We start from the raw sequence: 26,435 nt of genomic DNA on the forward strand, positions 1-26,435 counted from the left end.
CCTTGACTGCTGAGATTATCGTTGTCACCTCCGGCAAAGGCGGCGTCGGCAAGACGACGACCAGCGCCTCGCTCGCCACCGGCCTGGCCATGGCCGGCAAGAAAGTCGCGGTGATCGACTTCGACGTCGGCTTGCGCAACCTCGACCTGATCATGGGCTGCGAACGGCGCGTGGTGTACGACTTCGTCAACGTCGTGCACGGCGAGGCCACGCTCAAGCAATCGCTGATCAAGGACAAGCGCTACGACAACCTCTACGTGCTGGCGGCCAGCCAGACCCGCGACAAGGACGCGCTGACCCAGGAAGGCGTCGAGAAGGTGCTCGAGGGCCTGTCCGAGGAGGGCTTCGACTACGTGGTGTGCGACTCCCCCGCCGGCATCGAGAAGGGCGCCCACCTGGCGATGTACTTCGCGGACCACGCGGTGGTGGTGGTCAACCCGGAAGTGTCCTCGGTGCGCGATTCGGATCGCATCCTCGGCCTGCTGGCCAGCAAGACCCGGCGCGCCGAGAAAGGCGAGCCGCCGATCACCCAGCACCTGTTGCTGACCCGCTACAACCCCGCACGCGTGGCCATCGGCGAGATGCTCAGCGTGAAGGACGTGGAGGAAATCCTCGGCATCGAGGTGGTCGGCGTGATCCCGGAATCGGAGAACGTGCTGACCGCCTCCAACAACGGCATCCCGGTGATCGTCGACGCCAACTCGCAGGCCGGCCAGGCCTACAGCGACACCGTCGCCCGCATTCTCGGCGAGGAGCGCCCGCTGCGCTTCGTCGACGTGCCGAAGAAGGGCTTTCTCCAGCGCGTGTTCGGAGGCTGATCACGATGGGCATACTCGATTTCCTGAAGCGCAAACCCGAAGCCACCGCCAGCGTGGCGCGCGAGCGCCTGCGCATCATCGTGGCGCAGGAGCGCTCCACCCGTGGCGCGCCGGACTACCTGCCGATGATGCGCAACGAGCTGCTCGAGGTGATCAAGAAATACGTCCACGTCGACCTCGATGCGATCAACATCAATTTCGAGCGCGACAGCGGCCACGAGATCCTGGAGCTCTCGGTCACCCTGCCGGAGGGCAAGCAGGCGGCCAAGGGCGACAACAAGGACGAAGCCAAGACCGGCTGAGCCGCGGCCAGCCGGTTTTTTTCGCATTGCCGCACCTGCGGCCCCATCCCGCGACAACCGCCCGCGCCTCGCGCACGATCATGCATCCCGACACTCCGTCACCTCCCGGCGACCCGACCCGCAGCGTGCTGCGCATGGCCGACGTCGGATTCGACGCGCCTGCGGCGCTGCTCGATCGCTTCGGCCTGCAGCTCCGGCACGTGGCACCAGGCGAAGCGATCCCCGGCAGCTTCTGGGGTGACGAGGAGGCCGGCATCATCGGTACTACCGTCTACGCCCGCGACGACACCCCGGTACACTCGCTGCTGCACGAGGCCGGCCACCTGATCGTGCTGCCGGCAAACAGACGTCCGGACGTCCACACCGACGCCACCGATTCGATCGAGGAAGAAGACGCCACCTGCTACCTGCAGATCGTGCTGGCCGACGGACTGCCCGGCGTGGGCCGCGAGCGCCTGATGCGCGACATGGACGCCTGGGGCTATTCGTTCCGGCTGGGTTCCACCCGCGCGTGGTTCGAGCACGACGCCGAAAATGCGCGCGACTTCCTCAAGTCACGCAACCTGCCCCACGCCTGAGCCGCGAATCCCGGACCCGTGTCCGCGGCCGCAATCGCGCCCCTCAACGGCGCGAGACGTGCGGGTCGCCCGGCACGTACCAGCGCCACGGCTCGTCGACCGCACGGGTGATGCCGACGCGCGTCGTGGCCACGGGTGCAAGCGGTGGCGGCACGCCATCGTCGACGATGCTGAAGCCGCCGGCGCCATCGACGAGGTCGATCCCGTCCTGCGCCCGGTCGATGCCCATCGCCTGGCACAGCCGCGCCGGCCCACGGCACAAGTCGCGATCGCTGCGGCAAGCGGGGCGCGCCGCGCGCATCGCGGCCAGTCCGTCCAGCGGCGCCAACGCCCGCAGCAACACCGCCACGCCCTCGCCCTCCTCGCCGCAGACCGGGTTGCAGCACCAGTGCATGCCGTAGGTGAAGTACACATAGAGCAACCCCGGCCGGCCGAACATCGTCGCATTGCGTGCGGTGCGGCCGCGCCAGGAATGCGCGGCCGGATCGGTCGGGCCGCAGTAGGCCTCGGTTTCCACGATGCGACCGCTGCGGCCGTCGGCATGCCGCAGCACCTTGTTCAGCAGATCCGGTGCAACCATGCGCGGATCGCGCCGGTAGAACGCGCGATCCAGCACCGCGGCACGCTCAGCCATGCGCACGCAGCCACGTCGCGGAACCCTGCATCCGCATTCGACGCGAGGTTGCCCGCTTCACGCTCAAGCCGCCGGCTGCGGCTGGTAGCTGCCGACATCCGCGCGGAAACCGATCGCCAGCCGGTTCCAGCCGTTGATCGTGATGATCGCCAGGGTGAGGTCGACCATGGCCTTGTCGTCGAACTGCGCGCGCACCTCGTCATACAGGGCGTCGGGCAAGTCGTTGGTCGACACCAGGGTGACCGCCTCGGCCCAGGCCAGCGCGGCACGCTCGCGCGCCGAATAGAACGGCGCCTCGCGCCACGCCGCCAGCACGTGCAGGCGCTGCTCCGTCTCGCCGGCGGCACGCGCATCCTTGCTGTGCATGTCCAGGCAGTACGCGCAGCCGTTGATCTGCGACACGCGCATCTTCACCAACTCGATCAGCGAATGCTCCAGGCCGCTGTGGCGAACCTGGGTTTCCATTGCCAGCATGGCCTTGAAGGCAGCCGGCGATGCCATCCTGTAATCGATGCGTTCACTCATTCCTTTCACCTCTCGTCAGTTTGAACCAGGCTCGAACAGTTGCTGCGCATCGGCATAGCCGAAGTCGGCAACCAGTCCCTCGAAATTTCCGCTTGCCTGCACACCTGCCAGCGCGCGGTCGACCGCTCCCAGCGCCAGCGTGGTCAGCCGCGTGGCGGTGCTGACCCGGGCCACGCCGAGCCGCGCCAGCTCGGCCAGGCCGGGCATGCCGGCGCCGGCCGCCACGTTGACCGGCGCATCGAGCGCGCGCACCAGCGCGGCCAGCGTAGCCGGCTCGGCCAGTCCGATCGGATAGATGCAGTCGGCGCCCGCGGCGAGGTAGGCACGGCCACGCTCGATGGCGTCGGCCAGGCGCGCGGCCGGCTCGGCGCCGTCATGCTGCATCCAGTGATCGACCCGCGCGTTGATCACGATCGGCACGCCGGCGGTGTCGGCCGCCGCCCGCGCCGCGCGCACGCGCGCCGCCGCTTCCGATGTCTCGCGCAGCGGGCCGTGGCCCGGCATGCCGTCCTCGAGGTTGATGCCCACGACGCCGGTGGCGATCACCGCCCGCACCGTCGCGGCCACCTCTTCCGGCGTCTCGCCGTAGCCCGTCTCGATGTCCGCCGTCACCGGCACCGCCGCCGCACGCACGATGCGGGCAGTCGCCGCCAGCACCTCGTCCAGCGGTGCCTGCTCGCCATCGGCATAGCCCAGCGACCACGCCACGCCGGCGCTGGTGGTGGCCAGCGCAGCAAAGCCCCGCTGCGCGAACAATCGCGCGCTGAGCGCGTCCCAGGCATTGGGCAGCAACAGCACCCGGGTACGGTCATGCATGCGCCGGAACGTCTGCGCCAGCTCGATCTGTTCCTGCCGTTCCATCGTTGCGCATCGCCTCATCTTGCGGGTTGACCTTGCAGGATACGCCGGCGCCAGCACCGGCGCATGGCGCCTGCTACAGTCGGCGCCGATCGACCCGAAGCTGTCGCGCCACGCCCACCGCGATGGAGGAAGCCATGGCGATTCGCCGACTGGTGCTGCTGTTCGACGGCACCTGGAACAAGCCGGAATCGGATACCAACGTGGAGCGCCTGCGCCGGCTGATCGCGTCGCGCGACGCACTGGGCACCGCGCAACTGGTCAACTACATCCCCGGCGTGGGAGTGAAACGCGGCATCACCCACCTGCTCGGCGGCGCGTTCGGCTATGGCCTCTCGGGCAACGTGCTGGATGGCTACCGCTGGCTGTGCGACACGTGGCAAGCGGGCGACCAGATCTACCTGTTCGGTTTCAGCCGCGGCGCCTATACCGCGCGCAGCCTGGGCGGCCTGATCCGCAAGTGCGGCCTGCTCAGGCGGGAGGCTGGCGGCAAACTGTCCCGCAACGACGCGAATCACGCCTACGATTTCTACCGCGACGTGGAGACCAGGCCCGACGACCCGGCCGCGCGGGCGTTCCGCAAGCAGCACTCGACCGAGGTGGACATCCATTTCATCGGCGTGTGGGACACGGTGGGTTCGCTCGGCATCCCCGACACCGCCTCGTGGTTTCCGTTTGCGCGCTCGCGCTACCGCTTCCACGACACCGAGCTGAGCAAGATCGTCAAGCACGCCTACCAGGCACTGGCGCTGGACGAGCATCGCGGCGATTTCCAGCCTGCGGTGTGGACGCGCAATCCGTACACGATCAAGCCCGGCGAATCGCTGACCTCCAAGAAGCGCGAGCAGATCGACGTCGAGCAGCGCTGGTTCATCGGCTCGCACTCCGATGTGGGCGGCGGCAACGACTGCGACGGCGCCGGCCGCAAGCCCGACCCGCTGCCCGACCTCAGCCTGGCTTGGCTGCAGGCCAAGGCGATCAAGGCCGGCCTCGCCTGCGACGAGCTGCTGGCCCCGACCGGCAACGCGGCCATGGGCGTGCCGCGCAACTCCTACAAGGAGTTCATGGACGGCATCTACAAGGAGTTCAAGCCGCCGTTCGATCGCACCCTGGGCAGCGGCGTCAACGAGAAGGTGGACGAATCGGTATGGCGCCGCTGGCTGGCCGACCCGAGCTACCGCTCGCCCACCCTGGTCCGCGCGCTGGCCACCGCGACCGTGCTGATGTCGGTGGACGACGGGACGGCACGGCCGGCGTAGCGCCCCGATCGGTCAGCGCGGTTCGGCGATTTCCGCCTGGATTGGCGCGCCGGGGTCGGCGGGCGGCAGGTCCCGTCCCGGCGTGCGCCGGGCCAGCGTGCCGTAGCGCCACCAGGCCAGCGCGCCCGCCGCGGTGAGCGCCGAGGCACCCAGCGCCAGGCCGAGCATGCTGGTGGACAGCAGCGGCGAGAAGAGCCCGGCCACCACACTGCACAGCAACAGGCTGGCGAACGCCTGCACCGAGGAAATCCCGCCGCGCCGTTGCGGAAAGCGGTCCAGCAGCAGCAAGGTCAGCGTGGGGAATGCCAGTTGCACGCCGATGCCGTGCAGGATCAGCGGCAGCATCGACCAGGGCAGCCGCGGTTGCGGCAGCGCGATCGCCAGTGCCAGGTGCAAGGTGCAAGCCAGGCCCATCGAGACGTAGCCCAGATTCACCGTGACACGCACGCTGGCACGTTCGGCCAGTCGGCCGGAGCACCACGCGCCGGTGACCATGCCGGCCACCACCGGCACGAACAGCCAGGGGAATCCCTGCGCCGACAGGTGCAGCAGCTCGCGCACGATGCGCGGCGCCGAGGCGATGTACAGGAACAGGCCGGCAAAGTTCACCGAGCTGGCCGCCAGCAAGGGCCAGAACAACGTATCGCGCCCGAACGACACGTAACCGGCCAGCAACGGGCGCAACGCGAACGCGGTGCGCCGCGATGGCGGGTGCGTCTCGTCCAGCAGCCATCCCAGGGCCAGCGCCAGTGCGACGCTGAAACCGCTCAGCAGCCAGAAGATGCCGTGCCAGCCGCCCAGCGGCAACAGCAGCGCGCCGACCATCGGCGCGATCACCGGCGCCACGCCGAAGATCATCATCACCTGCGACATCAGCCGTTGCGCGGCGGCGCCCTCCAGGCTGTCGCGGATCAGCGCGCGACCCACCACCAGCCCCGCGCCGGCGCACGCGCCCTGCAGGCCGCGGCAGGCGAGCAGCATGGCGAATGAAGTAGACAACGCCGCACCCACCGAGGCCAGCGCATACAACAGCATGCCTGCGATCATCACCGGCTTGCGCCCCAGCGCATCGGACACGGCGCCATGGAACAGGCTCATCACCGCATAGGTGACCAGGTACATGCTGATCAACTGCTGCAACGCCGCGTCGTCCACCGCAAAGCGCAAGCCGATCGCGGGGAACGCAGGAAACACCGCGTCGATGGAGAACGGGCCGATCATCGACAACGCGGCAAGCAGCCATGGCAGGCTGCGCTGCACGGCGCGCGGGGTGGGGTTCATGGCAGCCAATGGCGTCTGGTGGCCCGGCAGTATATGGCGCGCTTGACGACGGGGCGTCACCTTCCACTACGATGACGGCCCGGGAGATGGCATGCCTCCCGTTCCGGCAGCGCCCCGCGCTTCCGGGACAAACCACTTCGGGCGATCCCGCGTTGAAGTTGATGATGCCTGCACCACCGGCTTCCGGCGGCGCAGGCGTGCCTGCCGCCGCGGCAGCCGGACACATCCACGGTCAGGAGGCACGCATGGGTTTGAACGGGTTTGTGGCCATCGGCATCGGCGGCGCACTGGGCTGCTGGTTGCGCTGGGGATTGGGCGTGCTGCTCAACCCCGTATTCCCCACCCTGCCGCTGGGCACCCTGGCCGCGAACCTCGCCGGCGGCCTGCTGATGGGCGTGGCGATCGGCCTGTTCCGCGGTTTCCAGGCGGTGTCGCCGGAGCTGCAGTTGTTCGTGATGACCGGCTTCCTCGGCGGGCTCACCACCTTCTCCACGTTTTCCGGTGAAGCGGCGACCCTGCTGCTGCGCCAGCAGTACCTGTGGTTCAGTGGCCACGTGCTGACCCACCTCGTCGGCTCGCTCGGCATGACCGTGCTCGGCCTTGCCATCACGCGCAGCGTGCTGCGCCACTGAACGGGAGGCCGCATGGACAACGAATCCCTGCAACACGGCGTGCTGCTGAACTTCTACTGCCATTCGCGCGCACGCCACGATGGCGTGCTGTTGTCCGAGTGGATGCTGGCGCAGGCGCGACGACTGGGTATCGGCGGCGGCTCGGTATTCCGCGCGATCGCCGGCTACGGCCGCCACGGCGTGCTGCATGAGGAACAGTTCTTCGAACTGGCGGACGACCTGCCGCTGCGCATCGAGTTCCTGCTGCGGGACGAGCAGGCCGAAGCACTGCTGCAACGGGTGCGCGAGGCGCATGTCGACATCACGTATGCACGCATTGCGGCAAGCTTCGCTGCTCTCGGCACGCACTGAATCCCACCGCCGCACCCCACGCACGAGGTAGCGCATGAGCCAGGACGACCTCAAGAACCGCGCCAGCGAACTGCTTGCCCAAGCCGGCATCAACATCAACGGACCCGATACCACCGACCTGCAGGTACATGACGAACGCCTCTACGCACGCGTCTTCGCACACGGTTCGCTGGGCCTTGGAGAGGCCTACATGGACGGCTGGTGGGACGTCGGCGACCTGCCGGGCATGTGCACGCGCCTGCTCGCCGCAGGCCTGGACCAGGGCCTGAAAACCCTCGACACCCTGCTCGCCCACCTCAAGGCGCGCTTCATCAACCTGCAGCGCGGCGAGCGCGCATTCGAGATCGGCAAGGCGCACTACGACCTCGGCAACGACCTGTTCCACGCCATGCTGGGCAAGCGCCTGGTGTATTCCTGCGGCTACTGGACCAAGGCCGGCAACCTCGACGACGCCCAGGAAGCCAAGCTCGACCTGGTCTGCCGCAAGCTGCAACTGCAGACGGGCCAGCGCGTGCTCGACATCGGCTGCGGCTGGGGCGAGGCGCTGAAGTTCGCCGCCGAACGCTACGGCGTCGAAGGGGTGGGCATCACCGTGTCGCAGCAGCAGGCCGACTACGCCCGCGAGCTTTGCGCCGGCCTGCCGATCGAGATCCGCCTGCAGGACTACCGCGAGCTCAACGAGCAGTTCGACGCGATCTGGTCGATCGGCATGTTCGAGCACGTCGGCGGCAAGAACTACCGCAGCTATTTCGAAACCGTGCGCCGCTGCCTGAAGCAGGACGGCCTGTCCCTGCTGCATTGCATCGGCAGCAACGGTGCGCCGGCACAAACCGATCCATGGATCGAGAAATACATCTTCCCCAACTCGATGATCCCCGCCGCCAGCCAGGTCACCACCGCGCTGGAGGATCTGTTCGTGGTCGAGGACTGGCACAACTTCGGCGCCGACTACGACCGCACCCTCACCGCGTGGCGAGCCAACGTCGAAGCCGCCTGGCCCAGCCTGCCGGAAAGCTACGACGAACGCTTCCGCCGCATGTGGCGTTACTACCTTGCCGTATCCGCCGCCGTCTTCCGCAGCCGCCGCGACCAGTTGTGGCAACTGGTGCTCAGTCCGCACGGGGTGCCGGGCGGCTACCGCGCGCCGCGCTGAAGGGCGAGGCCATGTTCGCTTGTCCGTTGGCGCCGCCGTGATGCCGATTTCACCTGCACCACCTCATGGCGCGGGAAACCGACGGGAGTGACATCCATGAAACTGAAGAACGAAGAATCGGCCGAACGTCGCAGAGACAACCGGAAACACGAGCAGGAAGCCATCGACTCGCGCGACCATGAAAAACAGCGCCAGGCCGCGGCGAGGAACACTGCGCCGAAGGCAAGGAGGCCGAGGAAATCCGGCGGTTCGTGACAATCCGGCCGCCACAGGCATCGCGATGCCATGCCGACTGACACATGGCGCCTGCCGCGCCATCGCGTAGGCTGCAGCCGAACCTTGGAGCATCGCGATGATCACGATATGGATGGCTGCCTTGGCGCTGGCCGGCGCCGCACCGGCGCAGACGCTGCCCACGCATGTCGAAGCCGGACACTTCTACGCCACGCCGCAGACCGTGGATGGCGCCTCGTTGCGCCTGCTGGTGGATACCGGTGGCGGCGGCGTGGCCGGCATGTACTGGCTGTCGGCCAAAGCCACGCAACGCCTCGGCCTGAAAACCACCACCTGCACGGTCGACGGTGACGCCATCACTGTAGCCACGCCGCCCTCCTACCGACCGGGCCAGCAGTTGCCGCCGCCGAACGGGCCGTGCGCGGGCAAGCTGCTGGTGAACCCCGGTCCGTACCCGGACGACGGCCAGCTGGGCGCAGCCTACCTCGGCAACCGGGTCTGGACCTTCGACTATCCCGCACGGCAACTGCGGGCCGAAGCCGGCGACTGGCGCCCCGACCCTGCCGCCCATCGCGCACCGCTGGGTTTCCAGACCGACGCGCACGGCAAGGTGGTGCAGCACTTCCCGCGCATCGTGGTGCGCATCGACGGCAAGCCGCTGGACATGCTGCTGGACACCGGCGCCACCGCGCATCCCACGCCCGCCGGCAAGGCCGCCGCCGGCACCGAAACCGTGAACGGCTTCGGCGTCACCAGCTACATCACCACCAGCATGCTCGAACACTGGCACAAGGCGCATCCCGAATGGACCATCGTGGAAAACGGCGATGACCTCATGGCGCCGCGCTTCAAGGCACGGCTGATCGAGGTACCCGAGTTGGAGATCGCCGGATGGTCCGTGGGTCCGGTGTGGTTCACCGAACGGCCGGACCGAGCCTTCCACGGCATGATGGCCAGCATCATGGATGCCTCGCCCGAAGGCGCGATCGGCGCCAACGTGCTCGCCCGCTTCAGCATGACGATCGACTACCCGCACGCCACCGCCTGGCTCCGTTGCGCCGGCGACTGCACGGCCGCGGCCCCGCCGCAGGATTGAATCCGCCGCCGCTTGCCGTGACACTGCCGACATGACACTCAGCCGATTTGTCCGCACCTTCGTTGCCTGCTTGCTGCTGTTCGCCAGCGCCGCGGCATGGGCGAAACCCGCGCTGTGGGTGGTGAAGGATGCCGACACCACGATCTACCTGTTCGGCACCGTGCACCTGCTGCCGAACGACACCGACTGGCGCTACCCCGCCCTGGACCAGGCGCTCGCCGCCAGCGACTCGCTGACCATCGAGATCACCGACGACGATCCGGTGCGCATGCAGGCGCTGGTGCTGCAGTACGGGCTGGATCCCGCCCATCCGCTGTCGGGAAAACTCAGCGCCGCCGAGAACGCCACCCTGGCCAAAGCTGCACAAACCGTCGGCGTGCCCGGCGGCGTGAACACCTTGCAGATGATGCGGCCGTGGCTGGCCGGGCTGACGCTGGCGGTGGCGCCGCTGCTGAAGGCCGGCCTCGATCCGGCGCACGGCGTCGACAAGCTGCTCAAGGCGCAGATGCTCGCCGCCGGCAAGCCGGTCAACGGGCTGGAAACCGCCGAGCAGCAGATCCGCTTCCTCGCCGACCTGCCCGCCGGCGTCGAACTGGAATTCCTGCGCTCCACCCTGCGCGACATCGACAAGGGCAGCGCCGAACTCACCACGCTGATCGATGCGTGGAAGCACGGCGACGTCGCCGCCATCGCCCGTATCGAAGACGAAGACCTGGCCCAGCACGCCCCTGAGCTGTACCAACGCCTGCTGGTACAACGCAATCAGGCCTGGGCGACGAAGATCATCGCGATGCTGCAGAAACCCGGCACCTTCTTCATCGCGGTGGGCGCCGCCCACCTGGCCGGACCGGACAGCGTGCAGGCCCAACTGGAAACACGCGGCACATCAGTCAAACGGCTGCCTTGATCAAACGATGCCGGCAACGGCATGCGGCAAATACGGCGCCTCCAGTGCATCGAGTTCGCTCGCGGGCAACTCGACCGCCAGCGCCGCCACCGCCTCTTCCAGGTGATGCGGTTTGGTCACGCCGACGATCGGCGCGGTGACCACAGGTTGGTGCAACAGCCACGCCAACGCTACCTGTGGCCGCGGCACACCGAGGCGCTCGGCCACTTCGCCGACGCGATCCACCACCGCCTTGTCCGCCGCCTTGCTCGCGGCATACACGCCATCGCCCCAAGGATCGGAGCCGCCGCGCAGCGTGCTGGGCTTCTCCTCCCACGGCCGCGCCAGGCGACCGCGCGCCAGCGGGCTCCACGGCACCACGCCGATGCCCTGGTCCGCGCACAACCCCAGCATCTCGCGCTCCTCCTCGCGGTACAGCAGGTTGTAGTGCGGCTGCATCGACACGAAGCGGGTCCAGCCGTGCAGGTCGGCGGTGTACAACGCCTTGGCGAACTGCCAGGCCATCATCGACGAGGCGCCGATGTAACGCGCCTTGCCCGACTTCACTACGTCGTGCAGCGCCTCCAGCGTTTCCTCGATCGGCGTGGCGTGGTCCCAGCGGTGGATCTGGTAGAGATCGACGTAGTCGGTGCCGAGTCGGCGCAGGCTGGCGTCGATCTCGGTCATGATGGCCTTGCGCGACAGGCCGCCGCCGTTGGCATCCTCGCGCATCGGGTAGAACACCTTGGTCGCGATCACGACCTCCTCGCGCCGAGCGAAATCGCGCAAGGCACGCCCCAGCACCAGCTCGCTGCCACCGGCGGAGTACATGTTCGCGGTGTCGAAATAGTTGATGCCCAGTTCGAGCGCGCGCCGGATGAACGGCCGGCTGTGCTCCTCGTCCAGCGTCCATGGCCTCGCCCTGGTGGGCGCTTCCGAATAGCTCATGCAGCCCAGGCAGATGCGCGAGACCTTGAGGCCAGTCTTGCCGAGTCGTACGTAATCCATGGAGATCACCTCTCTAGTCGTTGCGTGAAATCAGTCCGGCCCTGTCGCCGTGCCTCGCGATGGATGGCGATGCCGGCGGCAACCAGCGCGATGCCGGTCGTTTCCGCCCGACCAGGCAGCTGGTGCAGCACGACGGCGCCGACCAGGCAGGCCGTGGCGGGCAGCAAGGCCAGCAGCATGGCAAAGGTGGCCCGCGGCAACCGCGCCATCGCCAGCTGGTCGCACACGTAAGGGATGACCGATGATGTCACGCCGACGCCAATGCCTGCGGCGAGCAGCGGCAGGCTGAGCAGCGCCGGCGTGGCCGGGCGAATGCCGATCAGGGTAACCACAACCAGCGCCACCAGCATCGCGGCGGCCAGGCCATCGATGGCGTTGCCGCCGCCATCGTTCGCGACTCGATGGCCGAGCACGATGTACAGCGTGAACAGCGCGCAATTGGCAAACGCGAACGCGAAACCGAGCGGCGCGCCGGCAAGGCGCAGATGGGTCAGGAACCACACGCCGGCGATCACCAGGGCCAGCGCCACGCTATTGCGTTGCGTGCGCAGCCCTGCCAGCGCCAGGGCGATCGGACCGAGAAACTCGATCGCGCCAACCGTCGCCAGTGGCAGGCGATCGATCGCCAGGTAGAAGCAGGCATTCATGCCTCCGAGCACCACGCCCAGTCCCGCGATGTTCCATCGTGCCGCCGGGGTCAGCTGCAGAAAGTGGCGCCACGGCCGCCGCCATGCCGCGAAGATCAGCGCCGCGCTGCCGATCCGCAGCCAGGCGACGCCGAGCGGTTCGACCCGGGCGAACAACAGCACGGCAAAGGCCGGGCCGAGGTAGTGGAAGATCGCACTGACCACGAAATACAGCTGCGGCGGCGGCGCGAACTCTGGTTTCGCAGGGGTGGAAAGCTGCCCGTTCATGGCCTCCCATTTTCCATGGAGTTGGCGCATGATCCATGCGTAATCCAAGGTAAATACTTCCAGTTTTTTCATTTTTACAGGTGTCAAGAGCGATATGCCTCAGATTTCCAGCCTCGTCTCCGACCCGCGCAATGTCGAATTGCTGAGGGCACTGCAGGAAGACCCGCGCCAGCCGGTCAGCAAGCTCGCCAGCCGCATCGGCATGTCCGCGCCAGCGGTGAAGGAGCGCCTCACCCGCCTGGAGGAAACCGGCGTGATCCGCGGCTACCGGATCGATCTCGACCCGAAGGCACTGGGCTGGCCGATCACCGCGTACGTACGCGTGCGCCCGGCGCCCGGGCAGTTGTCGAAGATCGCCGAGCTCGCGCAGAAGATGCCGCAGGTCGTCGAATGCCACCGCGTCACCGGCGAGGACTGCTTCATCATCAAGGTGTACCTGGATGCACTGGAAAATCTCGACCTGATCCTCGACCGCTTCCTGCGCTACGGCCAGACCACCACGTCGATCGTGCAGTCCACTCCGGTGCCGCTGCGCGCGCCGCCACTGCCGGACAACGGCGGCAGCCCGTAGGCGCGCTACAAGAGCCTGCCGCTTTCTGGCACCATCGACCGGTTATCCGCGCCGCGCGCGCCACTTTCCAAGATCCAATCCATGAACCTGCAAGCCAATTACGAACAGATCCCGCTGAAGGAATACGCCGAGCGGGCCTATCTCGATTACTCGATGTACGTGGTGCTGGACCGCGCGCTGCCGTTCGTGGGTGACGGCTTGAAGCCGGTGCAGCGGCGCATCATCTACGCGATGAGCGAGCTGGGCCTGAACGCCACGGCCAAGCCGAAGAAATCCGCGCGCACCATCGGTGACGTGATCGGCAAGTTCCACCCGCATGGCGACAGTTCCAGCTATGAAGCGATGGTGCTGATGGCGCAGCCGTTCTCGTACCGCTACCCGCTGGTCAACGGCCAAGGCAACTTCGGTTCGCCGGACGACCCGAAAAGCTTCGCCGCGATGCGCTACACCGAATCGAAGCTGAGCCCGATCGCCGAGGCCTTGCTGGGTGAACTGGGCCACGGCACGGTGGACTGGGTGCCGAACTTCGACGGCACGCTGGAAGAACCAAGCTGGCTGCCGGCGCGCGTGCCGCACGTGCTGCTGAACGGTTCGATGGGCATCGCGGTGGGCATGGCCACCGACATCCCGCCGCACAACCTGCGCGAACTGGCCACCGCGTGCATCCGCCTGCTGGATGAGCCGAACGCCACCGTCGCCGAACTGTGCGAACACGTGCCTGGCCCGGACTACCCGACCGAGGCGGAGATCATCACTCCGCGCGCCGACCTGCTGGCGATCTACCAGACCGGTGGCGGTTCGGTGCGCGCCCGCGCCGTGTATCGGCGCGAGGAGGGCAACATCGTGATCACCGCGCTGCCGCACCAGGTCAGCCCATCGAAGATCCTCGAACAGATCGCCGCGCAGATGCGCGCGAAGAAATTGCCGATGATCGAGGACTTGCGCGACGAATCCGATCACGAGAATCCGATCCGGCTGGTGATCGTGCCGCGCTCCAACCGCGTGGACGCGGACGAGACCATGCAGCACCTGTTCGCCACCACGGACATGGAGAAGAGCTTCCGCGTCAACCTCAACATGATCGGCCTCGACGGCCGGCCGCAGGTGAAGGACCTCAAGCGCATCCTCACCGAGTGGCTGAGCTTCCGCACCAGCACCGTCACCCGCCGACTGGAAAACCGGCTGGCCAAGGTCGACCGCCGCCTGCACCTGCTCGAAGGCCTGCACACCGCCTACCTCAACCTCGATGAAGTGATCCGCATCGTGCGCACCGAGGACGAGCCCAAACCGGTGCTGATGGCGCGCTTCCGGCTCAGCGAGGAGCAGACCGACTACATCCTCGAAACTCGCCTGCGCCAGCTGGCCCGCCTCGAGGAAATGAAGATCAACGCCGAGCGCGACCAGCTCGAAGAGGAGCGCGCGAAGATCAACGTGCTGCTGAAATCGCCGGCCAAGCTGAAGGGCCTGATCAAGGAAGAGCTGCGCGCCGACGCCGAGAAATTCGGCGACGCGCGCCGCTCGCCGCTGGTCGAGCGCGAAGTCGCCCAGGCGCTGGACGAAAGCGCGCTGGTGGCCAGCGAGCCGGTCACTGTGGTGCTCTCGCAGAAGGGCTGGGCGCGCGCGGCGAAGGGCCACGATGTGGACGCCGAAGGCCTGAACTACCGCGAAGGCGACGGCCTGCTCGCCGCGGTGAAGGCGCGCACCACGCAGCAGGTCGCCTTCATCGACTCCACCGGCCGCGCCTACTCCACGCCCGCGCACACGCTGCCCTCGGCGCGCGGCAACGGCGAGCCGCTGACCGGCCGCTTCAGCCCCGCCGGCGGCGCCAGCTTCGACGCGGTGATCGCCGGCGACAACGACACCCGGCTGATCCTCGCCACCGACTTCGGCTACGGCTTCGTCAACCGCTTCGAATCACTCACCGGCCGCAACAAGGCCGGCAAGCAGATCATCTCGCTCAGCGACGGCGCGAAAGTGCTGGCGCCGCAAATCAGCGCCGATCCGGCGCGCGACCGCATCGTGGTGGTCACCAGCGAAGGTCACTTGCTGATGTTCTCGGTGGCCGAATTGCCGGAACTCGACAAGGGCAAGGGCAACAAGCTGATCGAGATCCCGAAGAAGCAGCTGGCCGAGGGCGAGCGCGTGGCCGGCGTGGCCGTGGTCAGCGAGGGCAAGGGCGAAGTGACGATGTACGCCGGCGCGCGCAAGCTCACCCTGAAATGGGCCGATCTGGTCGAATACGGCGGCAACCGCGCCACTCGCGGCAACCTGCTGCCACGCGGCCTGCGCCGCGTCGAGCGGATCGAAACCACGGCTTGAGCGGAACCCCTGTAGGAGCGCACCCTGTGCGCGATGCCTTTCGTCACGCCCAACGAAGAGCATCGCGCACAGGGTGCGCTCCTACAGGTTCAGGTACCGTAGGGCGGGCACGGCCCGCCGGCTCTTCGACAAGATACGCGGCCAACGGCGGCGGGCAGTGCCCGCCCTACGTTCTCGGAACTTGTCGCCATTGCGCCTTTCCAACAGGGATGTACACCCCGACGCGACTTCGCGCGTTGGACAGGTGACAACCCCGGAGTCCGCATGAACGTCCCCCGCTTTCTTCCCGCCTTGCTGGCCACCCTGCTGGCCGCGCCGGCATGGGCGCAGAGCACGACCCAGCCGCTGAACCTGAAACTGCCACCCGGCGAGCTGCCGGCCGCCAGCAGCACGGCGGCGGTGCCTGCCCGCGACGCGACAGCAACCGCTGCCGGCGTCGCGCCCGCCGCAAGTTCGGCCAGAACAGGCGCTGCCACGAACCCGCGGCGCGATCCGCCGGGTGTCTATTACGGCGACACCAGCGGACGCATGGGCAACACCGAGGTCGCCCGCGACGCGCGGCCCGAGTGCGACGACTCCACTTACAACCAGCCGCAGGTGCACGGCAGCGTGGGCATGGGCGTGGTCGGCGGCAGCCGTTTCAGCGGCAACTACCAGACCGGCACGGTGAACGTCACCAAGGCCTTCGGCAGCTGCGACGATCCGGGTGGCGGCATGAGCATCTCGATCGGCGCGGGTACCGGTCGCTTTCACGGTCGCGGGCATTGAATCCGGCGTGGCGCTTCGACTTCGTTCGCTGGCGCGAACTACGCTCAGCGTGATCGGTTTGGAGCGGGCGCATTTTGACCCCGCTCACGCCACGGCATGCATCAATTGCAGGAGCGCACCCTGTCCACAAGGGACTTCCTTCGTCGTGCGGGTGCCCTCGCTTTTGCGAATCCCTAATCCCGAATCCCCAATCCCGGCAAAAGGACATCGCGCACAGGGTGCGCTCCTACACGTATGCGGAAGTCGGCGGGAGCCGGAATTTACCTGCCGCCACCCCACCCGTTCGGGCTGAGCGTAGCCGCGCAGCGGCGAAGTCGAAGCCCACGCGCGACCGCATCAATCCACGCTCGCCCTCACCTTCAGCCCCACCCGTTACCCCTGAGCGCAGGCCGCAAGGCCGGAGTCGAAGGGCGCCTCGCCTCAATCCACACTCGGCCCCCAGCAAAACTCGACCTTCAACCCGCCCAAGGTGGCCCGCGACATCGTGATCGTGCCGCCGGTGGCTTCAGTCAGTTCGCGAGCAATCGCCAAACCGAGCCCGCTGCCTTCGTTGGCCTCGTCCAGCCGGCCGCCGCGCGCCAAGGCATCGCGCGCATGTTCGGCGGCGATGCCGGGGCCGTCGTCCTCGATGCTCACCCGCGCCCACTGAGGCCCGGCACTTGCGCTAACGCGCACCTGGCGACGGGCGTAACGCACGGCGTTCTCCAGCACCGCGCCCAGGATTTCGGAGAGATCATCCGGCTGCAACGCCAGCTGCAGGCCGGCGGGGATGTCCAGGGTGAAGGCCAGCTCGCCGCCGCGGTCGGTCTGCTCCAGCACGGTGAGCAGGCGCTCGACGGTGTTGCGCACCGCGGCGTTGCCACCGGGCTGGCGGCGGATCACGGCAATGCGCGCCCGCGCCAGCTCGGCCTCGATCGCCCGGCGAATCGCCGCGATCGCGCGATCCATGCCTTCGGCGGCCTGCTGCGCGCCGGCTTCGCGCGCGCGGCGGGTCTGCGCCACCATTGCCGCCAGCGGGGTTTTCAGGCCGTGGGCCAGATCCGCCGCGCGTTGGCGAGCCACTGCCAGGTCGCGCTCGCGCGCATCGGCCAGCGCGTTGATCGAATCCACCAGCGGTTGCACTTCGCGCAGATGCGATTCCGGCAGCCGCGCGCTGGCGCTCTCGCGCAGTGCCGCCAGTTCGCGGCGCACGCGGCCGAGCGGGCGCAAGCCAAGTCTCACCTGCAGCCAGGCGGCGGCGGACAGCACCAGCCACAGCACCGCCAGGAACGCACCGAGCTCGCGGCCGAACTCGGCCCGGGCGGTGGCCAGCGGCGCGGCGTCCAGCGCCAGTTGCACCAGCGCCTGCGGCCCATCGGCCAGTTCCACCCGGCGTTCGAGGATCGACACCTGCTGCCCGTATGGCCCGGCCGCACGCTGCAGGCGCCAGTGATCGCTCGGCACATCGACCGGGCGACGCAGGTCCGCATCCCACAGCGAGCGCGAGCGCAGCGCACCGGACGCGGTCGACACTTCCCAGTAGTAGCCGCCGGCCGGCGTCTCCAGCCGCGAATCCACCGGCGGCCGCTCGATCTGCGGCGCGCCACCGGGCTCGATCACCAGCCCCGCCACCAGGCGCAACCCGTCGCGCGTCATCTCCGCTTCCAGCCGGCGTTCCAGGTGGCGTTCGAACAGCAGTGTCATGAACAGCCATGCCACCGCCAGCGCCAGCAGGATCGCCGCCATCGCGCCGACCAGCAGTCGCCAGTGCAGCGAGCGGGTGATCACGTGGTGGTTTCCAGCAGATAGCCGAAGCCGCGGCGGGTGGCGATGATGTCGGCGCCGAACTTGCGCCGCAGCCGCGCCACGATCGCCTCGATCGCATTGGTGTCGCCGTCTTCGGCGGCGCCGTAGAGATGGTCGGCCAGCTCGCCGGCGGAGACGGCGCGGCCATCCTGGTGCGAGAGGTAATCCAGCAGGCGGAATTCCAGCGGCGACAGCCGCGCTGGCGCGCCGTCGAACGAGGCACTCATGCGCGCGGTGTCCAGCCGCAGCCGGCCGATGGCGACCACGTTGGACAGCCGTCCCGCGCCGCGCCGGATCAGCCCGCGCACGCGCGCGATCAGCTCGCCCATCTCGAACGGCTTGGCCATGTAGTCGTCGGCGCCTGCCTCGATGCCCTCGACCTTCTCGGTCCAGTCGCCGCGCGCAGACACCACGATCACCGGAAACGCGCGGCCCGCCGCGCGCCAGCGGCGCAATACCGAAAGACCGTCGAGTTGCGGCAGGCCGAGGTCGAGCACGGCCGCGTCGTAGTCTTCCACGTCGCCGCGATACCAGGCGCTTTCGCCGTCGCCGCTGACGTCCACGGTGAACCCCGCCGCTTCCAGCGCGCGGGCAAGGTCGGCCTGGATATCGGGGTTGTCCTCGACGACGAGGCAGCGCATCAGTCGTCCTCGACCTTGCGCACCTCGCCGGTGCGCGCGTTGAGTTTCACCTCGCGCACGCGGCCCTGCGCGGTGAGCACCTTCACCTCGTACTCCCAGCCGTGGTGCTTGCCGTGCTCCAGCTCCACCTCCACCACATCGCCCGGCACGCGCTGCTGGACGACGGCGAGGATGCGGCTGAGCGGCAGGATCTCGCCCCGCTGCAGCAACGCGCGAGCCTCGACGTGGTCGTCGTGGTCGTGGCTGCCGGCCAGCGCGCTCGAGGACAGGCCCAGCGCGGATGCACCCAGCAACAACGCGGCGAGCGAGAAGGGAATGGCGATGCGGCGGATCAGATGCGTATTCATGGGATCGATCCTGCGACAACCGCGCTGACAACAAGCTGACATCGGGCGTGCCGCGGATGTCAGCGGCGCCGGCACAGACTGCGGGGAACTCCTGCGGATTGAAGTCTCCATGTCCATCGCTTCGCGTGCAAGCTGGTTCGCCCTGGTCACCATCGCCGGGCTGTCGATCGCCACCCGCGTCCAGGCGCAACAGCCGCCCACCGCACGCGGCGGCGACGTCACCATTTACTCGCCCGCCGACTTCGCCGACAACGCGCCGGCCAACGCGTGGGACATGCTCTCGCGCCTGCCCGGCTTCGTCACCGTGGATGCCGACGAGGACGTGCGCGGCTACGCCGGCGCCCGCGGCAACGTGCTGATCGACGGCGCGCGCCCCACCAGCAAGCACGAAGACACCAAGACCCTGCTCAAGCGCATCCCGGCCAGCGCGGTGGCACGCATCGAGCTGATCCGCGGCGGCGTGCCCGGCATCGACATGGCCGGCTACGCCCTGCTCGCCAACGTGGTGCGCCGGCACGAGGCCACCAGCCAGTCCGCCATCGAGGCCGGCATGATGGCCGCCACCGACGGCTGGCTCGCGCCGAAGGGCCAGTGGGAATACGGCCGCCGCTGGGACGGCCACACGCTGGACCTGGCCGTGAAGCTCGATCCCGAACTGGACGACGACACCGGCCGCGGCCACATCGACACCTTCGCACCCGACGGCACGCGGCAGCAGCGCGAGCGGCTGGACACGCGCACCATCAAGAACAAGGCCGAAGCCAGCGCCAGCTGGCGCCAGCCGCTGGCCGGCGGACAACTCACCCTCACCGGCGCAGCCCGCGGCGAACGCGCGCGCACCGACACCCGCATCGACGCGCTGGCCCCCGCCGAGGGCAGCGAGCGCGTGCACGAAAACGAGGACACCGACGAAGCCGAGGCCGGCGCGCGCTACGTGCGCGAGTTCGGCGAACGCACGCGGCTGGAACTGATGGCCACCCGCCACCAGGCCTGGCTGGACGATCGCGAGCGCTCGCACGAAGACTTTGATGACGAAACCTTCGATGAGCACACCCGCACCGCCGAAAGCATCGGCCGTATCGACCTCACCCACGCCTGGTCCGATGCGCTCACCCTCAACGGCTCGTTCGAAGGCGCGCGCAACACCCTGCGCAGCACCACCCGCCTGCAGCAGGACGGCATCGACGTCGCCTTGCCCGGCTCCGACGTGCAGATCGCCGAGCGCCGCAGCGAAGCCGCCGCCGGCGCCACCTGGAAACCCGCGCCCGGCTGGATGCTCGACGCCGACCTGAGGCTGGAACAATCCACCATCGCGCAAACCGGCGACTCGCCGCGCCAGCGCCACTTCACCTACCCCAAGCCGCGCCTGTCCGTGCAATGGGACGTGGACCCCAACGACCAGCTGCGGCTGGCGCTGTCGCGCGAAGTCGGCCAGCTCGACTTCGAAGACTTCGTCGCCTCCGCCTCGCTGGAAACCGACCGCATCAGCGCCGGCAACGCCGAACTCAAACCCGACCGCACCTGGCGCAGTGCCCTCACCTGGGAACACCAGCTCTGGCGCGACGCCGCCTTCACCCTGAGCTGGACCCACGAGCGCATCAGCGACGTCGTCGACCGCGTCCTGGTGATCACCGACGACGACATCTTCGACGCCCCCGGCAACATCGGCAGCGGCCGCCGCGACACCCTGTCGGTGGACGTATCGCTTCCGCTCGACGGCATCGGCTTCCACGGCGGCCGCCTCACCTCATCCATGCAATGGCGCCGCAGCCGCGTCACCGACCCCACCACCGGCCAGCCCCGCCCCATCTCCGAGGAAAAGCCCGTCGAAGGCAGCATCGAACTCACCCAGGACCTGCCGGCCCTGCGCACCCACTGGGGCATCGAACTCGAACACATCGCCGAACGCAAGACCGAATACCGCTACGACGAGATCAAGCGCGAGTCGGAAGGCATGGGCTGGACTCTGTTCGTCGAACGGGAACTGGGCACGCACTGGCGCGTGCGGGCCGAGGCAACCGACCTGTTCGGACGGTGGTTCAGCGAAACAAAGAAGAAGTACGATGGACCGCGGTCAGTTGAGCCGCTGGAGGAGATCGAGCGACGCCGGCGGCGCTCGCCGGGGTTCGTGAGTCTGACGTTTCGGCGGAGCGTGGGGGGTTAGGAGGAAGCTGGTTCTTCGCCTCCTTGCCCGTCATCCCGGCGAAGGCACAATGCTGTCCGGACAAGTCCACGCCGTACGTCCATGGTGCCCCATTCCCATACTTCCCCCGGCCGTCATTCCCGCGAAAGCGCACTGCTGTCCGGAATAAATTTGAGGGTCCGTGGTTCCGGGGTTTCGATAACCTTCCCCGTCGTCATTCCTGCGAAGGCCGGAATCGCACTTGAACGACGAAAGGCGGCGCCACGTCTGGATCGCCCGACCAACGACCTTGGCTGGCCCTATGCTTTGCCGCATGGTCGAAGTGCGATTCCTGCCTTCGCAGGAATGACGAGCGGGAACAAGTGGATTTTTCGAGTCGGGATGGCCGGTTGCGGGTCGCGCGGCCTTGCGCCGCAATGTCGCCAACGCCAAGTGCCGGTTTACTCCGGACAGCAGTGCGCGAAACGGGAATCCATGTTGCGGTGCTCCCGGCGAGCCACAATGGATTCCCGCTCTCGCGGGGATGATGAGCACAGGCTTGACCAGAACATCCTCATTGACTGTGTGAAAACCACAGTTTACACTCGGTCCATGTTCGAGCTGGTCAAATCCGCGACCTTCGACACCTGGTTTCGAGGCCTGCGCGACGTTCGGGCCAGGGCCCGCATCGCGGCGCGACTCGATCGCATGGCCGATGGAAACTTTGGTGATGTCAAACCGGTTGGCCATGGCATCAGTGAATTGCGGATCGACTACGGACCCGGGTATCGGGTGTATTTCATCCTGCGTGGTTCGATCCTTGTAGTCGTGCTGGCGGGTGGCGACAAGCGTACCCAGCACGCAGACATCCAGACCGCCCGACGCATGGCATCCGATTGGGAGCGTGAATCATGAAAGGTGTGCGAGAGAATTTTTCCCGTTACGACACAGCCGACTACCTGAAGACCGAGGCTGACATCGCGGCCTACCTTGAAGCTTGCGCCGAGGAAGCACCCAACGATGCGACCTTCATGCTCAAGGCCTTGGGCACGGTGGCACGTGCGCGGAACATGAGCCAGTTGGCCGAAGCCACCGGCATGACCCGCGCGGGTCTCTACAAGGCGTTGTCCGGCGAGGGCAACCCGAGTCTGGCCAACACGATGAAGGTGGCGAAGGCGTTGGGGTATCGGCTGGCTTTGGTGCCGGATCACGATTGAGGCCGGATGGCACTCGACCTCAAGACGTCCATTTTCGACCCGAAGGTCACTTGGAATGCACTCTGACCCAGGTATCGGGATTTCATCCAGTCCGGGTTTCCGTCAAGGTTGTCCCCGATACGGATGGAGACCTCCATGCAGTGATCGCCTATGACGATTTGCGTCATATAACGTTAAACGTTATAGTTCTCCCATGATCAGGAACTTTGCCGACAAGGAAGCGGAAAGAATCTGGCACGGCACGCCTTCGCGGCGTCTGCCCGCCGATATTCAATCCGTGGCACGTCGCAAACTGCGCATGCTCGGGAATGCCTCCGTGCTGGACGACCTGCGCGTTCCACCGGCTAATCGTCTCGAAGCCCTCAAGGGCAATCGAAAAGGCCAGTACAGCATCCGGATCAATGATCAATGGCGTATCTGCTTCCGATGGATCGACGGTGACGCCCACGACGTGGAAATCGTCGACTACCACTGAGACGAGCGGATTGACCATGAAAACCCTGCCCAACATCCATCCCGGTGAAGTGCTGCTTGAGGAGTTCCTGGTACCCATGGGCATCAGTCAGAACGCCTTGGCGCGTGCTGCCGGCGTGCCGCCGCGTCGCATCAACGAGATCGTGCTCGGCAAGCGCGGTGTCACGGCGGATACCGCGGTTCGGCTATCTGCCGCCCTGGGGACGAGCGAGCGATTCTGGCTCGGTCTGCAAGCGGACTTCGATCTGGAGGAAGCGCATCGCGTGCTTGGCAAGACGATCGAGCAGATCGAGCGCATTGCAGCGTAAAAGTCCGGGAACCAGGGAAGACAAAGGTCATTGGATCGAATGGCACTTACTTTAAGCCAAAACCTTCACTTCTCGTCATTCCCGCGAAAGCGGGAATCCAGTGCCTTTCAGGTTGCCAAGGGCGCTGGATCCCCGCTTTCGCGGGGATGACGAGCTTAAGTAAGTGCCATTCGTCATTGGATCCTAACCATTCCTCCGTCCCATTTGGGTCCGCTCTGACCCGGGCTTCTCGGCTGGAACCGGTTATTTTGCGGTCGCTTCCCGCTTGCCCAGATACCAGTCGAACTTCATCGTGTCGTCCCAGTTCCTTCCCATTTTCGCGAGGATGGCTTCGCGCTGGATCGGCAGCAGGAATCGCTTCGCGATCGCGTTGTCGATGGACGCGGCGGCGGCCTTCATGAAACCGTCGCGATTGCCGTAGCGTTCCTCGATCGACAGCCTGGGATCGTGTGCGGCCAGGCGTTCGGCACGCGTGTGGGCGAACGGGATGAAGGCACCGTAGAGGCTGGAAATGAAGCCGAAACGCGCGAGCTGCGGCGACGTCCAGTTCCAGGCGGTGTAGGTGCCGAGCGGCACCGAAGACATCGCGCCGCGCCAGCCGCCCAGCTCGTTGCCGTCGGCATCGACGGCCGGCACCAGCAGCGGATATCTCGCGCCCACGTGCACCGGCTCGGTGATGATGCCCTCACGCGCAAAGTCGGGCCCCATGCGGATCTGCCACAGCGGCGGCGGACGGTCCGGCACGCGGATGCCCGGAATCGCCGGGAACTTCAGCTCGTCCGCGGGGACGAGCGTGACGCCCGGCACCGGGGCCGTCGTCGGCGGCGGCGCGATATCGTCGACCACCCACTTGCGAAGGTTCTCGAGCTGGGCATTCATGCCGTCGGCCAGGTCGACGTTGGCATTGTAGGGATAAGCCGCCTCCCTGCCCTTTTCGGTGAACTGGCCCGGAAACCTCAGCGCATGCGCCACGCCGGCAAAGTAGTAAAGCTGGCTGTCCGCTCCCAGCGCGACCGGCTGCTTGCCGTCGGTGGTCGTCTGCAGCAGCGATGCGTTGCGTGCCCAGTATCCGGAGCTGCTGAGGATGTACATGATCTTCGGCACGGTGTGGTCCCGCGCCGCACGGTCCAGCAGACCGGCGTGGCCCTTGCCGTCGATATCCGGCGTCGGGACATCCGCGAAGGGATACAGGTCCACGGCGCGCAGGTTGCTCATCACCGAGTTGCCCGCCTCGCCAGGCAGCGCGTAACGGTGGTCGAAGGAGCCGCGACCCGAGCCGGCGGTGGTGATGAGCATGCCGTCGAACACGCGCTGGCCGTCCGGTCCGGTATTGAAGCCGTGGTAGACGAAGTCGCGCAGGAAGCGTCCGCCCTGCGAATAACCGAACGCGAAGACCGCAGTGGCGTCGCCGGGACGATCGTTGATGGCAGAGGGAATGTTCTTCGTCTTCAGATGCACCGCGAAATCACGAAAGGCCGCCTCGCCAAGGCCCATCACCGCCGCATCCTCACCCTCGTAGACGAGGCTGAAGTACGCATCCGCAGCCGCAGGTTTATCCAGCACGATGGCGCAGCGCGCGTCGTTCTTCTGTTCGACCGAAGCGGCCGCAAAATGCCACGACTTGCGTGGCACCACGGTGCCCGGATCGTCGAAGGTATTCAGCAAACGAAGCACGGCCCTGGGCTGCTTGGCGTCGTGCGCGCAGTAAAAGCCGTTGTGCGGCAGATCGAAGGTCCTGCGGTCCGGCATCATTTCGTCTGCGGCGAAGGTGGCGCGCGCGGCGCTGTGCACGTGCGCAACGGGAACCTGGAGGCCGAACTTGCCGGGCTCCATCCGGGCCTGCCAACCCACCCACGCCAGCGAATAGCCAAGCTTGAAGAAGGTCGGATCCGTCAGCTTCGTGACCTTGCCGGGCGACATCAGGTCAAGCCCGTCCTCGGTCTCGAAGAACATGCCGTCCATCTCCGTCCGCCCACGGTTCGCCACCTCGACCAACGTCGTGTGGTTGCCGCGAGCGGCATCGACGGGGCGAATGATCACGAACGGCCCGGAATACTCGACCAGGCCGCGCGCGTCGACCGGCGCAAAACGAATGTCGACGACATCGCGCGCCGAAGCGCTGCGCGGATCGATCGCGTAGTGGACGGTGCCACGCAGTACCTCATACGCGCCCGCCTTGCCAAAGGACTGCCCGCCCACCCAGGGCTGCCGGCTCGTGACCTCGACCGACGTGACCTCGGCGAGTGATGGCGAAGAGGCGAGAAAGCAGGCAAGCAGCAGAAAGTATTTGCGCATCGCGGCACCTTGAGTGGGAGACGAAGGAGGTGGGCGAGATTGCGGCTCGACCTGCGTCGACCCGCGACGGGCGACGTGCCTGGACTCAACCCCGCTGCACGAGGCTGGGCACCTGGGAGGGGTTGGTCAATCGGGATGCGACGAAGCGGGTGGAATAGCGGATCAAGCGGCGGATACGGCGATGAACGCGGGCACGACCTGGCGCTTCCGGTAATGACGTCCCCTGACGTGTCACACGGGGAAGGCTCAGACCATGCCCCCATTGGCGCGCAGCACCTGGCCGTTGATCCACGCACCATCGGGACCGGTGAGGAAGGCGACCGTCGCCGCAATGTCCTCGGGCGTGCCGAGACGTTCGAGCGGATTCATCTTCGACATGCGTTCGACCAGTTCCGGCGACTTGCCGTCCAGGAAAAGGGCGGTCGCGGTGGGCCCGGGCGCGACGGCATTGACGGTGATGTTGCGGCCCCGCAGTTCCTTGGCGAGGATGCCGGTCAGCGTCTCGACGGCAGCCTTCGTGGCGGCATAGACACCGTAGGTTTCGAGCTTGAGCCCGACGACGCTGGTCGAGAAGTTGACGATCCGGCCACCGTCGCGCAGACGCTTTGCGGCCTGGCGCAACGTGTTGACGGTACCCTTGAGGTTGACGGCGATCTGAGAGTCAATGAAGGCGTCATCGGCATCGGCCATCGGTGCCAGCCGCATGATGCCGGCGTTGTTGACCAGGACATCGATCCCGCCGAACGCGGCTTCCGTTTCGTCGAACAGCCGCGCCACCGCCGCTGCATCACTCACATCAGCCTGCGCGGCGAGGGCCGTGCCGCCGGCGGCCTTGATCTTGCCGACGATCTGTTCGGCCTCCCCGGCGCGCCCCGTGTAGTTCACGACCACCGCGAAGCCGTCCCTCGCCAGGCGCTGGGCGACTGCTGCGCCGATGCCGCGCGAGGCTCCGGTGACGATGGCAACCTTTCGGGAGATGTTGTTCATGGGGAAAACTCCTGTATTCGATCATGGGAACGGGATGGACGGGGGCATTGTCGTCATTCAAAGCGACTGGAT

At 67.2% G+C, this 26,435-nt stretch carries 29 protein-coding genes and 1 riboswitch; of the genes, 18 read left to right on the top strand and 11 right to left on the bottom strand.

Going from position 1 to position 26,435, the window contains the following annotated elements; translation table 11 throughout:
• Nucleotides 1-2: 2 nt before the first annotated feature.
• The 3 genes from minD (at nt 3) to B1991_RS06875 (ending at nt 1,698) form a co-directional block, all read left to right on the top strand.
• A complete protein-coding gene (minD, locus tag B1991_RS06865; RefSeq protein WP_136257981.1) occupies nt 3-818 on the top strand; it encodes a septum site-determining protein MinD in 816 nt (271 codons plus the stop codon).
• A 5-nt stretch (nt 819-823) separates the two neighbouring features.
• Nucleotides 824-1,120, top strand: coding sequence for a cell division topological specificity factor MinE (gene minE, locus B1991_RS06870; protein ID WP_136257982.1), 297 nt, complete (start codon nt 824-826; stop codon nt 1,118-1,120).
• An 80-nt stretch (nt 1,121-1,200) separates the two neighbouring features.
• Nucleotides 1,201-1,698 carry a hypothetical protein gene (locus B1991_RS06875; protein ID WP_136257983.1) on the top strand — a complete coding sequence of 166 codons (498 nt, stop codon included), beginning with the start codon at nt 1,201-1,203 and terminating at the stop codon, nt 1,696-1,698.
• 43 nt (nt 1,699-1,741) lie between these two features.
• Here B1991_RS06875 and B1991_RS06880 read toward each other — a convergent pair whose 3' ends face one another.
• From B1991_RS06880 to B1991_RS06890, 3 genes are all read right to left on the bottom strand, one after another.
• Nucleotides 1,742-2,332: a DNA-3-methyladenine glycosylase gene (locus tag B1991_RS06880; RefSeq protein WP_136257984.1), complete on the bottom strand. Its 591-nt coding sequence runs from the start codon at nt 2,330-2,332 to the stop codon at nt 1,742-1,744.
• A gap of 63 nt (nt 2,333-2,395) precedes the next feature.
• A complete protein-coding gene (locus B1991_RS06885) occupies nt 2,396-2,857 on the bottom strand; it encodes a carboxymuconolactone decarboxylase family protein (protein ID WP_136257985.1) in 462 nt (153 codons plus the stop codon).
• Nucleotides 2,858-2,872: 15 nt separating this feature from the next.
• Nucleotides 2,873-3,718: an isocitrate lyase/PEP mutase family protein gene (locus B1991_RS06890; RefSeq protein WP_136257986.1), complete on the bottom strand. Its 846-nt coding sequence runs from the start codon at nt 3,716-3,718 to the stop codon at nt 2,873-2,875.
• Nucleotides 3,719-3,852: 134 nt separating this feature from the next.
• Between B1991_RS06890 and B1991_RS06895 the strand changes: the two genes are divergently transcribed.
• A complete protein-coding gene (locus tag B1991_RS06895) occupies nt 3,853-4,974 on the top strand; it encodes a DUF2235 domain-containing protein (RefSeq protein ID WP_136257987.1) in 1,122 nt (373 codons plus the stop codon).
• Between the two features lie 12 nt (nt 4,975-4,986).
• Here the strand turns inward: B1991_RS06895 and B1991_RS06900 are convergent, their stop codons facing one another.
• Nucleotides 4,987-6,255, bottom strand: a complete 1,269-nt coding sequence (locus tag B1991_RS06900; protein WP_136257988.1) for a multidrug effflux MFS transporter — start codon at nt 6,253-6,255, stop codon at nt 4,987-4,989.
• Between the two features lie 73 nt (nt 6,256-6,328).
• Nucleotides 6,329-6,433, top strand: a riboswitch (Fluoride riboswitch).
• A gap of 67 nt (nt 6,434-6,500) precedes the next feature.
• Here B1991_RS06900 and crcB point away from each other — a divergent pair.
• The 6 genes from crcB (at nt 6,501) to B1991_RS06925 (ending at nt 10,628) form a co-directional block, all read left to right on the top strand.
• Nucleotides 6,501-6,887, top strand: a complete 387-nt coding sequence (crcB, locus tag B1991_RS06905) for a fluoride efflux transporter CrcB (protein ID WP_136257989.1) — start codon at nt 6,501-6,503, stop codon at nt 6,885-6,887.
• A gap of 12 nt (nt 6,888-6,899) precedes the next feature.
• Nucleotides 6,900-7,238: a DUF190 domain-containing protein gene (locus tag B1991_RS06910; RefSeq protein WP_136257990.1), complete on the top strand. Its 339-nt coding sequence runs from the start codon at nt 6,900-6,902 to the stop codon at nt 7,236-7,238.
• Between the two features lie 34 nt (nt 7,239-7,272).
• Entirely contained in the window at nt 7,273-8,391 is a 1,119-nt protein-coding gene (gene cfa, locus B1991_RS06915; protein WP_136257991.1) for a cyclopropane fatty acyl phospholipid synthase, read from the top strand.
• A 96-nt stretch (nt 8,392-8,487) separates the two neighbouring features.
• On the top strand, nt 8,488-8,646 hold the full coding sequence (locus B1991_RS18615; RefSeq protein WP_168709595.1) for a hypothetical protein: 159 nt from the start codon (nt 8,488-8,490) through the stop codon (nt 8,644-8,646).
• A 97-nt stretch (nt 8,647-8,743) separates the two neighbouring features.
• The gene (locus B1991_RS06920) at nt 8,744-9,721 is read left to right on the top strand and encodes a pepsin/retropepsin-like aspartic protease family protein (protein WP_246031082.1); all 978 of its coding nucleotides are present in this window, start codon (nt 8,744-8,746) and stop codon (nt 9,719-9,721) included.
• A 31-nt stretch (nt 9,722-9,752) separates the two neighbouring features.
• Nucleotides 9,753-10,628, top strand: a complete 876-nt coding sequence (locus B1991_RS06925; protein WP_136257993.1) for a TraB/GumN family protein — start codon at nt 9,753-9,755, stop codon at nt 10,626-10,628.
• Here the strand turns inward: B1991_RS06925 and B1991_RS06930 are convergent, their stop codons facing one another.
• Together B1991_RS06930 and B1991_RS06935 are read right to left on the bottom strand one after the other, a co-directional pair.
• Nucleotides 10,629-11,615, bottom strand: coding sequence for an aldo/keto reductase (locus B1991_RS06930; protein WP_136257994.1), 987 nt, complete (start codon nt 11,613-11,615; stop codon nt 10,629-10,631). It abuts the gene before it with no gap.
• Nucleotides 11,616-11,620: 5 nt separating this feature from the next.
• Complete coding sequence (locus B1991_RS06935) at nt 11,621-12,529, bottom strand: EamA family transporter (RefSeq protein WP_136257995.1); 909 nt, start codon at nt 12,527-12,529, stop codon at nt 11,621-11,623.
• Nucleotides 12,530-12,623: 94 nt separating this feature from the next.
• Between B1991_RS06935 and B1991_RS06940 the strand changes: the two genes are divergently transcribed.
• The 3 genes from B1991_RS06940 (at nt 12,624) to B1991_RS06950 (ending at nt 16,187) form a co-directional block, all read left to right on the top strand.
• The gene (locus B1991_RS06940) at nt 12,624-13,100 is read left to right on the top strand and encodes an Lrp/AsnC family transcriptional regulator (RefSeq protein ID WP_136257996.1); all 477 of its coding nucleotides are present in this window, start codon (nt 12,624-12,626) and stop codon (nt 13,098-13,100) included.
• 81 nt (nt 13,101-13,181) lie between these two features.
• Nucleotides 13,182-15,419: a DNA topoisomerase IV subunit A gene (gene parC / locus B1991_RS06945; RefSeq protein WP_136257997.1), complete on the top strand. Its 2,238-nt coding sequence runs from the start codon at nt 13,182-13,184 to the stop codon at nt 15,417-15,419.
• Nucleotides 15,420-15,683: 264 nt separating this feature from the next.
• A complete protein-coding gene (locus tag B1991_RS06950; RefSeq protein ID WP_136257998.1) occupies nt 15,684-16,187 on the top strand; it encodes a hypothetical protein in 504 nt (167 codons plus the stop codon).
• 420 nt (nt 16,188-16,607) lie between these two features.
• Here B1991_RS06950 and B1991_RS06955 read toward each other — a convergent pair whose 3' ends face one another.
• The 3 genes from B1991_RS06955 to B1991_RS06965 are packed head-to-tail and all read right to left on the bottom strand — an operon-like array spanning nt 16,608 to nt 18,960.
• Entirely contained in the window at nt 16,608-17,954 is a 1,347-nt protein-coding gene (locus B1991_RS06955) for a sensor histidine kinase (protein ID WP_246031083.1), read from the bottom strand.
• The gene (locus B1991_RS06960) at nt 17,951-18,613 is read right to left on the bottom strand and encodes a response regulator transcription factor (protein ID WP_136257999.1); all 663 of its coding nucleotides are present in this window, start codon (nt 18,611-18,613) and stop codon (nt 17,951-17,953) included. The genes B1991_RS06955 and B1991_RS06960 overlap by 4 nt, the downstream gene beginning before the upstream one ends.
• A complete protein-coding gene (locus B1991_RS06965) occupies nt 18,613-18,960 on the bottom strand; it encodes a PepSY domain-containing protein (protein WP_136258000.1) in 348 nt (115 codons plus the stop codon). The genes B1991_RS06960 and B1991_RS06965 overlap by 1 nt, the downstream gene beginning before the upstream one ends.
• Before the next feature lie 109 nt (nt 18,961-19,069).
• On the opposite strand from B1991_RS06965, the gene B1991_RS06970 reads away from it, so the two are divergent.
• From B1991_RS06970 to B1991_RS06990, 5 genes are all read left to right on the top strand, one after another.
• The gene (locus B1991_RS06970; protein WP_136258001.1) at nt 19,070-21,124 is read left to right on the top strand and encodes a TonB-dependent receptor plug domain-containing protein; all 2,055 of its coding nucleotides are present in this window, start codon (nt 19,070-19,072) and stop codon (nt 21,122-21,124) included.
• A gap of 570 nt (nt 21,125-21,694) precedes the next feature.
• A complete protein-coding gene (locus B1991_RS06975; protein WP_136258002.1) occupies nt 21,695-21,997 on the top strand; it encodes a type II toxin-antitoxin system RelE/ParE family toxin in 303 nt (100 codons plus the stop codon).
• On the top strand, nt 21,994-22,299 hold the full coding sequence (locus B1991_RS06980) for an addiction module antidote protein (protein ID WP_136258003.1): 306 nt from the start codon (nt 21,994-21,996) through the stop codon (nt 22,297-22,299). The genes B1991_RS06975 and B1991_RS06980 overlap by 4 nt, the downstream gene beginning before the upstream one ends.
• A 193-nt stretch (nt 22,300-22,492) precedes the next feature.
• Nucleotides 22,493-22,774: a type II toxin-antitoxin system RelE/ParE family toxin gene (locus B1991_RS06985; protein ID WP_136258004.1), complete on the top strand. Its 282-nt coding sequence runs from the start codon at nt 22,493-22,495 to the stop codon at nt 22,772-22,774.
• Nucleotides 22,775-22,790: 16 nt separating this feature from the next.
• A complete protein-coding gene (locus B1991_RS06990) occupies nt 22,791-23,081 on the top strand; it encodes a HigA family addiction module antitoxin (RefSeq protein WP_136258005.1) in 291 nt (96 codons plus the stop codon).
• Between the two features lie 243 nt (nt 23,082-23,324).
• On the opposite strand, the gene B1991_RS06995 is transcribed toward B1991_RS06990, so the two are convergent.
• On the bottom strand, nt 23,325-25,376 hold the full coding sequence (locus B1991_RS06995) for an alpha/beta hydrolase domain-containing protein (protein WP_136258006.1): 2,052 nt from the start codon (nt 25,374-25,376) through the stop codon (nt 23,325-23,327).
• A 246-nt stretch (nt 25,377-25,622) separates the two neighbouring features.
• Nucleotides 25,623-26,363, bottom strand: a complete 741-nt coding sequence (locus tag B1991_RS07000; protein WP_136258007.1) for an SDR family oxidoreductase — start codon at nt 26,361-26,363, stop codon at nt 25,623-25,625.
• Nucleotides 26,364-26,435: the final 72 nt, after the last annotated feature.

The organism is Rhodanobacter lindaniclasticus (assembly GCF_004799035.1).
Taxonomy (GTDB): Bacteria; Pseudomonadota; Gammaproteobacteria; order Xanthomonadales; family Rhodanobacteraceae; genus Rhodanobacter; species Rhodanobacter lindaniclasticus.

Coding starts and splice junctions, on each gene's coding strand:
- B1991_RS06935 (WP_136257995.1), bottom strand. CDS start 12,529: ATGAACGGGCAGCTTTCCACCCCTGCGAAACCAGAGTTCGCGCCGCCG.
- B1991_RS06875 (WP_136257983.1), top strand. CDS start 1,201: ATGCATCCCGACACTCCGTCACCTCCCGGCGACCCGACCCGCAGCGTG.
- B1991_RS06990 (WP_136258005.1), top strand. CDS start 22,791: ATGAAAACCCTGCCCAACATCCATCCCGGTGAAGTGCTGCTTGAGGAG.
- B1991_RS06920 (WP_246031082.1), top strand. CDS start 8,744: ATGATCACGATATGGATGGCTGCCTTGGCGCTGGCCGGCGCCGCACCG.
- crcB (WP_136257989.1), top strand. CDS start 6,501: ATGGGTTTGAACGGGTTTGTGGCCATCGGCATCGGCGGCGCACTGGGC.
- B1991_RS06940 (WP_136257996.1), top strand. CDS start 12,624: ATGCCTCAGATTTCCAGCCTCGTCTCCGACCCGCGCAATGTCGAATTG.
- B1991_RS06965 (WP_136258000.1), bottom strand. CDS start 18,960: ATGAATACGCATCTGATCCGCCGCATCGCCATTCCCTTCTCGCTCGCC.
- B1991_RS06885 (WP_136257985.1), bottom strand. CDS start 2,857: ATGAGTGAACGCATCGATTACAGGATGGCATCGCCGGCTGCCTTCAAG.
- B1991_RS06985 (WP_136258004.1), top strand. CDS start 22,493: ATGATCAGGAACTTTGCCGACAAGGAAGCGGAAAGAATCTGGCACGGC.
- B1991_RS06950 (WP_136257998.1), top strand. CDS start 15,684: ATGAACGTCCCCCGCTTTCTTCCCGCCTTGCTGGCCACCCTGCTGGCC.
- parC (WP_136257997.1), top strand. CDS start 13,182: ATGAACCTGCAAGCCAATTACGAACAGATCCCGCTGAAGGAATACGCC.
- B1991_RS07000 (WP_136258007.1), bottom strand. CDS start 26,363: ATGAACAACATCTCCCGAAAGGTTGCCATCGTCACCGGAGCCTCGCGC.
- B1991_RS06995 (WP_136258006.1), bottom strand. CDS start 25,376: ATGCGCAAATACTTTCTGCTGCTTGCCTGCTTTCTCGCCTCTTCGCCA.
- B1991_RS06895 (WP_136257987.1), top strand. CDS start 3,853: ATGGCGATTCGCCGACTGGTGCTGCTGTTCGACGGCACCTGGAACAAG.
- B1991_RS06910 (WP_136257990.1), top strand. CDS start 6,900: ATGGACAACGAATCCCTGCAACACGGCGTGCTGCTGAACTTCTACTGC.
- minE (WP_136257982.1), top strand. CDS start 824: ATGGGCATACTCGATTTCCTGAAGCGCAAACCCGAAGCCACCGCCAGC.
- B1991_RS06900 (WP_136257988.1), bottom strand. CDS start 6,255: ATGAACCCCACCCCGCGCGCCGTGCAGCGCAGCCTGCCATGGCTGCTT.
- B1991_RS06970 (WP_136258001.1), top strand. CDS start 19,070: ATGTCCATCGCTTCGCGTGCAAGCTGGTTCGCCCTGGTCACCATCGCC.
- cfa (WP_136257991.1), top strand. CDS start 7,273: ATGAGCCAGGACGACCTCAAGAACCGCGCCAGCGAACTGCTTGCCCAA.
- B1991_RS06880 (WP_136257984.1), bottom strand. CDS start 2,332: ATGGCTGAGCGTGCCGCGGTGCTGGATCGCGCGTTCTACCGGCGCGAT.
- B1991_RS06930 (WP_136257994.1), bottom strand. CDS start 11,615: ATGGATTACGTACGACTCGGCAAGACTGGCCTCAAGGTCTCGCGCATC.
- B1991_RS06925 (WP_136257993.1), top strand. CDS start 9,753: ATGACACTCAGCCGATTTGTCCGCACCTTCGTTGCCTGCTTGCTGCTG.
- B1991_RS06975 (WP_136258002.1), top strand. CDS start 21,695: ATGTTCGAGCTGGTCAAATCCGCGACCTTCGACACCTGGTTTCGAGGC.
- B1991_RS06960 (WP_136257999.1), bottom strand. CDS start 18,613: ATGCGCTGCCTCGTCGTCGAGGACAACCCCGATATCCAGGCCGACCTT.
- B1991_RS06890 (WP_136257986.1), bottom strand. CDS start 3,718: ATGGAACGGCAGGAACAGATCGAGCTGGCGCAGACGTTCCGGCGCATG.
- B1991_RS18615 (WP_168709595.1), top strand. CDS start 8,488: ATGAAACTGAAGAACGAAGAATCGGCCGAACGTCGCAGAGACAACCGG.
- B1991_RS06980 (WP_136258003.1), top strand. CDS start 21,994: ATGAAAGGTGTGCGAGAGAATTTTTCCCGTTACGACACAGCCGACTAC.